Origin of the sequence: Actinomadura harenae (assembly GCF_003696215.1) — a bacterium.
Lineage (GTDB): Bacteria > Actinomycetota > Actinomycetes > Streptosporangiales > Streptosporangiaceae > Spirillospora > Spirillospora harenae.
The window spans coordinates 1-9254 of sequence record NZ_RFFG01000187.1; the positions used below are offsets into that span (position 1 = coordinate 1).

General features: G+C 74.2%; 4 protein-coding genes, 2 pseudogenes and 2 riboswitches. Of the genes and pseudogenes, 5 read left to right on the plus strand and 1 reads right to left on the minus strand.

The window, feature by feature from the left end; genetic code table 11:
- The 3 genes and pseudogenes from EBO15_RS44860 to EBO15_RS41675 form a co-directional block, all read left to right on the plus strand.
- Positions 1-440, plus strand: a pseudogene (locus EBO15_RS44860) (MerR family transcriptional regulator); the annotation flags it as partial.
- Positions 441-621: 181 nt separating this feature from the next.
- Entirely contained in the window at positions 622-1092 is a 471-nt protein-coding gene (locus EBO15_RS41670; RefSeq protein WP_122199963.1) for a bifunctional nuclease family protein, read from the plus strand.
- A gap of 582 nt (positions 1093-1674) precedes the next feature.
- Positions 1675-2277, plus strand: a complete 603-nt coding sequence (locus tag EBO15_RS41675) for a MerR family transcriptional regulator (RefSeq protein WP_122199964.1) — start codon at positions 1675-1677, stop codon at positions 2275-2277.
- Positions 2278-2490: 213 nt separating this feature from the next.
- Here EBO15_RS41675 and EBO15_RS41680 read toward each other — a convergent pair whose 3' ends face one another.
- On the minus strand, positions 2491-5310 hold the full coding sequence (locus EBO15_RS41680) for a lysylphosphatidylglycerol synthase transmembrane domain-containing protein (RefSeq protein WP_122199965.1): 2820 nt from the start codon (positions 5308-5310) through the stop codon (positions 2491-2493).
- A gap of 247 nt (positions 5311-5557) precedes the next feature.
- Positions 5558-5653: riboswitch (glycine riboswitch) on the plus strand.
- Positions 5654-5770, plus strand: a riboswitch (glycine riboswitch).
- A 67-nt stretch (positions 5771-5837) separates the two neighbouring features.
- On the opposite strand from EBO15_RS41680, the gene gcvP reads away from it, so the two are divergent.
- Positions 5838-8714, plus strand: a complete 2877-nt coding sequence (gene gcvP / locus EBO15_RS41685) for an aminomethyl-transferring glycine dehydrogenase (RefSeq protein ID WP_122199966.1) — start codon at positions 5838-5840, stop codon at positions 8712-8714.
- Between the two features lie 191 nt (positions 8715-8905).
- Positions 8906-9254: pseudogene (locus EBO15_RS41690) on the plus strand (hypothetical protein); the annotation flags it as partial.

Sequence of the window (9254 nt, forward strand, 5' to 3'; positions counted from 1 at the left end):
GGGGCGCGGCCGACGCGGCGCGCCGTCCACGCACCCTGGTCGCGGCCGACGCGGGCGCCGAGCCCGCCGCCGAGGTCCGGCTGACCCGGCGCCAGCTGGTCGACGGCGCGTCGATCACCGAGGCGCTGCTGGCGCAGCTGGAGGAGTACGGGCTGATCTGCCGGTCCGGCGCCCACTACGACGGCGACGCGCTGGCCGTGGCCCGCGCCGCCGCCGCGCTCGGCGCCTTCGGGTTCGAGGCCCGGAACCTGCGCGCGGTCAAGGCCGCCGCCGACCGTCAGGTCGGGCTGATCGAGCAGCTCGTCGCGCCCCAGCTGCGCCGGCGCAGCCCCGAGGCGCACGAGGAGGCGTCCCGCACCGCCCGCGAGGTCGCGGAGCTGTCGGTCCGGCTGCACGCCGCCCTGGTGTCGGCCGGACTGCGGGAGAGCCTGGGCCCGTGAGGCGTTCCGCGCTCCGCCGCGTCGCCGTCCGGGAAGCCCGCCGGGGCCCGGTGTGCGTGATTTGCCCGCCCGTCGCCCGGACACCCGGAGGCGGGCCGGGTGTACGTTGGCTACAGGGGTCGGCGGCCAGCCGGTCCGGACGAGACCAGACCGAGGCCGCGAGGACCAGCAGGGAGCCGCAGTGAAGCAGATGGAGGTCGTCGGCGTCCGGGTCGAGATGCCCTCCAATCAGCCGATCGTCCTGTTGAAGGAGACGGACGGCGACCGCTACCTGCCCATCTGGATCGGGGCGGTCGAAGCGACCGCGATCGCCTTCGCCCAGCAGGGGGTGCTGCCGGCCCGGCCGCTCACCCACGACCTCTTCCGGGACGTCCTGGACGCGCTCAGCGTGCAGCTGAGGACGGTGAACATCACCGCCCTGCGCGACGGGATCTTCTTCGCCGACCTGATCTTCTCCAACGGCGTCGAGGTCAGCGCCCGCCCGTCCGACTCGATCGCCCTGGCGCTGCGCACCGGCGCGACGATCTTCGCCGCCGAGGACATCCTCGAGGAGGCCGGCGTGGCGATCCCCGACGAGCAGGAGGACGAGGTGGAGAAGTTCCGCGAGTTCCTCGACACGATCACCCCCGAGGACTTCGGCCGCGCGGGCTGACCCGCCCTCCCGGCACCCGCCCGACCCCGCAGGGCCGCCCTCGGCCGCCGGCCGCATGTGACCCGTGCTCGTGGGCGGTCGCGATCTCGCCGGTGGTCACGCTGTGTGATCGGATGATGGAGGGCCGCCGGGGCCGGAGGTGACGCGCGGTGAGGCAGGTGTGGCGGTCTCGCCACCTGGGAAGTCGGGTCACGGGTCCGGCTTGTGCGTCTGGTTCGCCCGCATCGCCGGGTTCCGTCCAGTAGGCTCGGGGTTCGCGTCCGGGTCGGCGGTCCGGCACACCCCGGTGACACGAAAGCGCCGGTCAGCGGGGTGACCTGCATGATCATGCCGCCGCCCGGGTGTTCTCGCACCGGACCCCGCTTCCCGTTTCCGCACCGGGCAGACGTGGGTAGGAGTTCGGTGACAGCGGAGGTGCGCAGTTTGCCCACGTGAAGCCGGTTCATCCGGGTAGGCGACGCGCCGACGACGAACGTTGACCACACCCTGACCGGCACCTACCGTGCTGGTGGAACACCCGTGGTGTCATTCGTCAAACCCCCTTGACGGAACACCGCGGGCTGATAGAAGCCGGAGGTCCGCGTGGCGGTGAGCAGCGGCGAGGGCAAGGCGACCCCCGACAGGCGCATGGCGTCCCAGCGCGCCGGAGAGCAGGGTCTGCTCTTCGACACCAGGGTCTCGGCGCCGCCGGAGGACGTCGGCTACCGGGGCCCCACGGCGTGCGCCGCGGCCGGGATCACCTACCGTCAGCTCGACTACTGGGCGCGCACGGGCCTGGTCACGCCGAGTGTCCGGGCCGCGCAGGGCTCGGGCAGCCAGCGGCTGTACGGGTTCCGCGACATCCTGGTGCTGAAGGTGGTCAAGCGGCTCCTGGACACCGGGGTCTCCCTGCAGCAGATCCGCACCGCGGTGAACCATCTACGCGACCGCGGCGTCCAGGATCTGGCCCAGATCACCCTCATGAGCGACGGCGTGAGCGTCTACGAGTGCACCTCCGCCGACGAGGTCGTCGACCTGCTCCAGGGCGGGCAGGGCGTGTTCGGCATCGCGCTCGGCCGGGTCTGGCAGGAGGTCGAGGGCAGCCTCGCCGACCTGCCCGCTGAGCGCGCCGACGTCGGCGAGGACGGCGACTCCCACCCGCACGACGAGCTGGCCCACCGCCGCCGCACCCGCCGCACCGGCTGACACTCCCGCACCCACCGACTCTCCCGCACCGGCCGTCCTTCCCCGCTCCGGCACCCGAAGCGACCCTCCCGACCCGATCCTCCCGGCCCGAAGAACCCCGGCCCTCACCTTGGCCTCGTCTCCCGGTCCGATGATCACGAGCCCGGGCAGGCTCACGGGGCCGCTCCGATGATCACCCGGCCGTCCCGGTCCCCGAGCGGCGTCCACGCCCCGTCAGATGGCCTCCTTGCGCTGGAGGTAGGCGAACGCCGCCCAGCCGGGGGCGACCGGAAGCCAGAACGTCAGCAGCCGGAACAGCAGCACGGCCGAGGTGGCGATCTCGGCGGGCAGCCCGGAGATCGTCAGCGCCAGCGTGAGGGCCCCCTCGACGGCGCCCAGGCCGCCGGGGGTCGGCGCCGCCGAGCCGAGGGCGTTGCCGGTCAGGAACACCACGACCACGGCCGTCCAGGGCAGGTGGCCGCCGAACGCGCGGATCGAGGCGTCCAGGCAGACCACGAAGCCGGCCGTGATCAGCAGCGTGCCGCCGAGGCTCGTCGCGAGCTTGCGGGGCGACTGCAGGACGTCCATCAGGCGCGGCAGCACTCCGGAGAACATCGACCGGAGCCGCGCCGTCACGAACCGCCGGACGCGCGGGATGGCCAGCGCCACCGCCACCGGGACCGCGAGCATCAGCAGCACGATCATGATCGTCCGGGACGGCGCCAGGTCGTGCGTCGCGGTCTGGGTGGACCCGGTGATGAACCCGAACACCACCAGCATGAGGATGTGGACGACCATGCCCAGGAGCTGGGACGCGCCGACGCTGGCGACCGCCGGGCCGGACCGGATCCCCGACTTCTGCAGGTAGCGGGTGTTGAGCGCGACGCCCGTGACGGCGGCGGGCGCGACGAGCTTCACGAACGACGCGGCGACCTGGACCACGATCGTCCGCCACAGGGGCAGCCGTTCCGGCACGAAGCCGATGAGCATCAGGGCCGCCGCGAGGTAGGTGACGGCGGCCCCGGCCGCGCCGAGCGCCACCCACCACCAGTTCGCCCGGTCGCCGATCTGGTCCAGCTGGACGCTGGTCAGCTGGGGGATGACGATGTAGGCCGCGAAGGTCAGCGCGATGATGCTCACGATCGTCCGCGGGCGGAAGCGCTCCAGGCGGACGGGCTCGGTCTCGGCCTCGGGCTCCAGCTCGATGATCTGCTCGCGGATCCGCGTGAGCAGGCGCCGGTCGTGCCGGACCGCGGTGCGGGTCGCCCGGGTCAGCGCGACCCGCTGCAGCAGCGGGACGGCGGCGGCGAGCGCGCCCTCGCCGAGCACCGGCGCGGCCGTCGCGACCGCGCGCTCGGCGCCGACGCGCAGCGCGAGGGTGGTGAGGAGCTGGGCCCGGTCCAGGCGCAGCGCGAGATCGCCCGCCGCGACCTCCCCGACACCGAGATCGACCAGGTGGACGGGGCCGTGGGCGTGCTCGCCGGACGCGTCCCCGTCCTCGGACGCCTCCCCGTCGCCGGTGGGGGCGTCGGACGCCCGCCCGTCGGCGGGCTCGGCCGGGCCCGGGTCGCCGGGGGCGGGGGAGCCGGGGCCGCTCACGAGGATGGCGTGGCCCTCCAGGCGGCGGTGGGCCAGGCGCGCGGCCTGGAGGCGGGCGAACTGGTGCCAGACGTCGGTGAGGAGGGCGTCGTCGATCTCGTCGGCGGTCAGCTCGTCCAGGCGCCGTCCCGGGACGTGCTCGTAGGCGAGCAGCGCGGCCTCGGTGCCGGCCTCGCAGGTGCCGACGAGGCGCGGGGTGCGGACGTCCGCCGCGGACGCCGCGTAGGCCATCAGGGACTCCTGCTCCAGCGCGCGGCGCAGGGAGCGCAGCGGGCGGCGGTTCGTGCCGGCCCGCAGCCGCACCAGGCGCCACAGCCGGTACACCAGCCCGGCCGTCTGCTGGTCGCGGTCCAGGACGTTCACCAGGAGGGTCCAGGGGCCCCGGGGCAGCGGACGGCCCGCGCCGTCGTGCGGGACGCCGTCCGGGCCGGGGACGATCGCGACGGCGTACCGGCGCGGCTCGTCGGCGGCCGTGTCGAGCCGCCGCGCCGCGACCGGGCGCAGGCCGAGCCGCTCCAGCGCCGCGACGACGGCGGTGCCGGGCGGGCGCGGGTTCGGCGTGCCGACCGCGTACAGCGTTCCGTGGCCGATCGCCACGCCGAGGAAGTAGGTGGCGGCGAGCGCCGAGACCGAGGCGTAGGACGCGGTGAGCCCGGTGAGCGCGGCCAGGCCGATCATGGTCCAGGCGGCGAGCTGCCAGCGGGTCCGGCCGGCCATCCCCACGGCGGCGACGAACGCGATCACCGGGGCGATGTCGGTGTGCACGACGGCGGTGCCGGAACTGCCCCAGATCAGGGCGTCCAGCAGGCCGTTCGGCGCGGCCGGGACGACCCAGTCGTTCATGGCCACGGTCAGCCCGAAGGTGATCATCGCGGCGAGCACCGCGATCGCGACCCGGACGCCGTCCCGGTGGAACAGGCGTTCGACCGAGAAGGCGACCGGGACGGCCAGCACCCCGAAGCTGGACGCCAGCGTCGCCAGCGACAGCAGCCAGCGGGGCGCGTGCGCGGTGCCCTCGACGATGTCGGTCTGGAGGCCGTGCGTGGTCTGCTGGGCGATGGTCACCAGCAGCATGACGGCGCCGAGCCCGGCCAGCGCGGTGACGAACCGGATCGCGTCGCCGGAGCGCCGGATGCGCGCCGGTGAGGGCGGCTCCTCGACCGGCACGGGCGCGCCGTCGCGCGGCTCGACCGGCTTCGACCGGTCCGTCCCGCCGCCGGTCCCGCCGTCCGCCGGGTCCGCGGCGGGGTCCCCGGTCGCGTCTCCGGCCGCGTCTGGGGCCGCGTCTGGGGCCGTCCGGTCCGCGTTGGGGGCCTCCCGGCCCGTCTCCTCGCCCGTCTCGCGGGCCGTCCGGTCCGCCGTGTCCTTCGACGCGTCCCGGGGGACGCCCGGATCCGGCCCGGCCTGGCCCGAATCATGTTCGGCCCGCGCCGCGCCGTCCTGGGTCCGCGTCACGCCACACCGCCGTTTCGTCGTCGTCCCCGCCCCGCGGTTGTGGGTCCTCCTGACCTTGAGCTGCGAATATCGTACTTTCTCCGGCGGGCGTGCCGGGGGAGGAACCGGCCCGCCACGCCGACCCCGACCACCCGCGAAGGGGGGAACGCCTCGCGGGCCGCCGGGGTTCCGGACGCGAGGCGGTGGGGTCCCGCCGCGTTCGATCGTGCCCTGCGTTGGATAGAGTTTTTCCCACAGGAAACGCCGCTGACCCTGTGCGGGAGAGATTCCACGCCGCCAGCGTGGGACGCCGAAGGGGCAAACCTCCCCGGAACCTCTCAGGCAAAAGGACCGCGCAGACGAGGCACCTCTGGAAAGCAGGCGCGCGCTTGCCCGGAAACGGGTGCGGGCCGTCTCACCGAAGGGGAAATTCCGCGCGTGCGCGGGGGAAGCTCTCAGGTGCCACGACAGAGGGGGAGACCGTCACCGGCCGGAAGGGCCGGAGACGCCCTGAGCGACCGCTTTCGCAGCCCAGGAGGCTCTCCCCTATGACCGCGCAGTTCTTCGCACCCGTGGCCTCGCCACAGACCCCGCGGACGGCGTTCGCCGACCGGCACATCGGCCCGTCCGGCGACGAGCGGTCCCGGATGCTGGCGGCCATCGGCTACTCCGGCGCCGAGGCCCTGATCGACGCGGCGGTCCCGGAGGCCATCCGCACGCACCGCCCGCTGGCGCTTCCGCCCGCGCTGTCCGAGCCGGCCGCGCTGGCCCGGCTGCGTGAGCTCGCGGAGAAGAACACCGTCCTCACGTCCATGATCGGTCTGGGCTACCACGGCACCCACACGCCGGGCGTGATCCTGCGGAACGTGCTGGAGAACCCGGGCTGGTACACGGCCTACACGCCGTACCAGCCGGAGATCTCGCAGGGCCGCCTCGAGGCGCTGCTGAACTTCCAGACCGTGATCGGCGACCTGACCGGCCTGCCGGTGGCGAACGCCTCCATGCTGGACGAGGGGACCGCCGCCGCCGAGGCGATGGCCCTGTCCCACCGCGTGGGCAAGCGCAAGGAGCCCGGCGCGTTCCTCGTGGACGCCGACGCGCTGCCGCAGACGATCGAGGTGATCCGCACCCGGGCTGTCCCGCTGGGCATCGAGGTCGTCACCGCCGACCTGTCCGCCGGGCTGCCCGAGGGCGACTTCTTCGGCGTCCTGGTGCAGTACCCCGGCGCGTCCGGGGCCGTCCGCGACCTGACGCCGCTGGTCGACGCGGCGCACGCGCGCGGCATGCAGGCCGTGGTCGCCGCCGACCTGCTCGCGCTGACGCTGCTGCGTCCGCCGGGGGAGAGCGGCGCGGACATCGTGGTCGGCTCGGCGCAGCGGTTCGGCGTCCCGTTCGGCTTCGGCGGCCCGCACGCCGGGTACATGGCCGTCCGCGAGGGCATCCAGCGGCAGATGCCGGGCCGCCTGGTCGGCGTCTCCGTCGACGTCGACGGCAGGCCCGCCTACCGGCTCGCGCTCCAGACCCGCGAGCAGCACATCCGGCGTGAGAAGGCCACCAGCAACATCTGCACCGCGCAGGTTCTCCTCGCGGTGATGGCCAGCATGTACGCCGTCTACCACGGCCCGGAGGGCCTGGCCGCGATCGCGCAGCACGCGCACGGGCAGGCCGTCCACCTGGCGGCGGGGCTGCGCGAGGGCGGCGTCGAGGTCGTCCACGAGCACTTCTTCGACACCGTCCTGGCCCGCGTGCCGGGACGCGCCGCCGAGGTCGTCGCGACCGCCCGCGCGCTGGGCGTGAACCTGCGCCTGGCGGACGCCGACCACGTGGGCATCGCCTGTGACGAGACGACCACCGGCGAGCACGTCGCCGCCGTGTGGCGGGCGTTCGGCGTCGAGGGTGTCGCCGAGGTCCCGGCCGGGGACGCGCTCGACTCCCTGCGCCGCGAGAGCCCGTACCTGACGCACCCGGTGTTCCACGCGCACCGCTCCGAGACCGCGATGCTGCGCTACCTGCGCCGCCTCCAGGACAAGGACATCGCGCTCGACCGGTCCATGATCCCGCTCGGCTCCTGCACGATGAAGCTGAACGCGACGACCGAGATGGAGCCGATCACCTGGCCGGAGTTCGCGAACATCCACCCGTTCGCGCCCGTCGAGCAGGCCGCCGGGTACGTCGAGCTGATCGGCGAGCTGGAGGGCTGGCTCGCCGAGATCACCGGCTACGCCCGGGTGTCGGTGCAGCCGAACGCCGGGTCGCAGGGCGAGCTGGCCGGGCTGCTGGCGATCCGCGGCTACCACGCCTCGCGCGGCGAGGAGCACCGCAACGTGTGCCTGATCCCGTCGTCCGCGCACGGCACCAACGCCGCGTCCGCGGTGATGGCCGGGATGAAGGTCGTGGTCGTCAAGTGCGACGACGGCGGCAACATCGACGTGGACGACCTGCACGCCAAGATCGCCAAGCACGGCGACGCGCTGGCCGCGATCATGGTGACCTACCCGTCCACGCACGGCGTGTTCGAGGAGTCGATCACCGAGGTCTGCAAGTCCGTGCACGACGCGGGCGGCCAGGTCTACGTGGACGGCGCGAACCTCAACGCGCTGGTCGGCCTGGCCCGTCCGGGCGAGTTCGGGTCGGACGTCTCGCACCTGAACCTGCACAAGACCTTCTGCATCCCGCACGGTGGCGGCGGTCCGGGCGTGGGCCCGGTCGGCGTCCGCGAGCACCTGGCGCCGTTCCTGCCGTCCCACCCGCTGCGCGCGGAGGCCGGCCCGCAGGACACCGGCGTCGGGCCGATCTCGGCGGCGCCGTGGGGCTCGGCGGGCATCCTGCCGATCTCGTGGACCTACATCGCCATGATGGGCGCGGACGGCCTGCGCTCGGCGACCGAGGGCGCGATCATCGCCGCGAACTACCTGGCGGCGAAGCTGTCCCCGCACTTCCCGATCCTCTACACCGGCCGGGACGGCCTGGTCGCGCACGAGTGCATCGCCGACCTCCGCAAGATCACCAAGGAGACCGGCGTCACCGCCGAGGACGTCGCCAAGCGGCTGATCGACTACGGCTTCCACGCCCCGACCCTGTCGTTCCCGGTCGCCGGGACGCTGATGATCGAGCCGACCGAGAGCGAGGACCTCGCCGAGCTCGACCGGTTCGTGGACGCCATGGTGGAGATCCGCCGGGAGATCGAGGCCGTCGCCGACGGGACCCTCGACGCGGAGGACAACCCGCTGCGGAACGCCCCGCACACGGCGGACTCCCTGCTGACCGAGGACTGGAAGCACGCCTACACGCGCGAGACCGCGGCGTACCCGCTGCCGTCCCTGCGCGAGGGCAAGTACTGGCCGCCGGTCCGCCGCATCGACCAGGCGTACGGTGACCGCAACCTGATCTGCTCCTGCCCGCCGCCGGAGGCGTTCGAGGACTGATCCGCATGAGGAGGGGCCCGTCCCGGGACGTCCGGGGCGGGCCTTTTCCCGTCCCGGTTAGTGATCTACAGCGTAAAGGCCGTGGCCCGGGGACATGATCAAGTCCGGGTGTGTCGGGGCGGGACGCGGAGGCGGCCGGAAAGCTAGGCTCGACGCGCCGAACCCCGACCCCCAGAGGGCAGTAGACGATCATGAGCGACACGCCCGGACCGGCCGCCGAGGCCGCGTCAGCCGAGTCCCCCGGACGGCAGCCGGGATCCGCGGCCCAGGCGGCCGAGATGTGCGAGCGGGCGCGGCGGCTCGCCGAGGACGGCGAGTCCGGCCCCGCGGCGGCGCTGTTCGGGGAGGTGCTGGCGCTCGGCGACACCCCGGAGCGGGCCCGGGCCGCGCTCGGCCTCGCCGTCGTCCTGGACGACGCGGGCGACGTCGCGGGCGCGCGCGAGGCCGACCGCGCCGCGATCGCCACCGGCGACCCCGAGTACGGCGCGCGCGCCGCCTACCACCTGGCGCTCACCCACGAGCGCGCGGGCGAGCCGGGCG